1 protein-coding gene is annotated in these 905 nt (G+C 42.8%); it reads right to left on the minus strand.

What is annotated here, in order from left to right; translation table 11 throughout:
• Positions 1–361 precede the first annotated feature (361 nt).
• Positions 362–808, minus strand: a complete 447-nt coding sequence (locus HMPREF3140_RS10785) for a hypothetical protein (protein ID WP_125450400.1) — start codon at positions 806–808, stop codon at positions 362–364.
• Positions 809–905 lie beyond the last annotated feature (97 nt).

Raw genomic sequence — 905 nt, forward strand, 5'->3', positions numbered from 1 at the left:
CTTTTGTACGTTAAGCGCATTATTTAACCAATATTGATGCGTAAGGGATTGATTTTGCCTCAGCTACGATCGCTTTTAAGTCACCGCTCTTTCTGTATCGCATTTAGGTTATCCGATTAAGGAAAATTCACGGGAAACGGCGTATAGCGCGGGAGTACATCATTGCGAGAGGTAAGCCTGTTCAAAACACAGGCTTACCGTACAATAATTCTCTATATCCAAACTGACCCCAAGAAGTCTGACACTAACCCCACACAAATCGAATCCGTTGCAAGATGAGACACACAAGAAAAGAGCTAGACGAAGGTCGCTCCGCTCCCCATGGTTTTTGTATACCCACCATGGGGGCATAGGTAGTTTATTAACTAACTCCAAGATAATGCGTGATCGCAGCCGTGAGTACACCACAGCCCACTTGTTTAGATAAATCTAAAACCCCTTGTAGGATTCTCTTAGTGTTCCACTCACCTTCTGCATCCATTGGTTGAGATAGTGCAGCACTCAACTGGTTCTTAATCTTTTGCGAAGTTATATCGTTATCTATTGAGTTGATTTCCTCCTTGGCTTTCTCCAAGGAAGCCTGGAGTTCACCGCGTTCTATTTTTAACTTTTCACGATAACTGTCTGGTGTGTGTAGTTCGTTCCCATCCGCATCGAGATTAATAACTTCGCCTCGCTCACCAACAGTAACAAAGCTCTCTACGTGAGACAGATCATCAACAACCATCACATTCCTTTTCATTCTTAAACCAGTCACTTTTGCACCTGCACCGATCTTCATAAAACTAAAGCCTGATTTATCGTTCACTCACATCACCTCATAAGATAAAAATGTTAATAACGTTTTCACGAGCAATTATTTACCATAACGCCTCATTGTACGCACCGCTAAAACGGCCTCAGGG

It is taken from the genome of Klebsiella sp. HMSC16A12, from assembly GCF_001808265.1.
Lineage (GTDB): Bacteria > Pseudomonadota > Gammaproteobacteria > Enterobacterales > Enterobacteriaceae > Klebsiella > Klebsiella pneumoniae.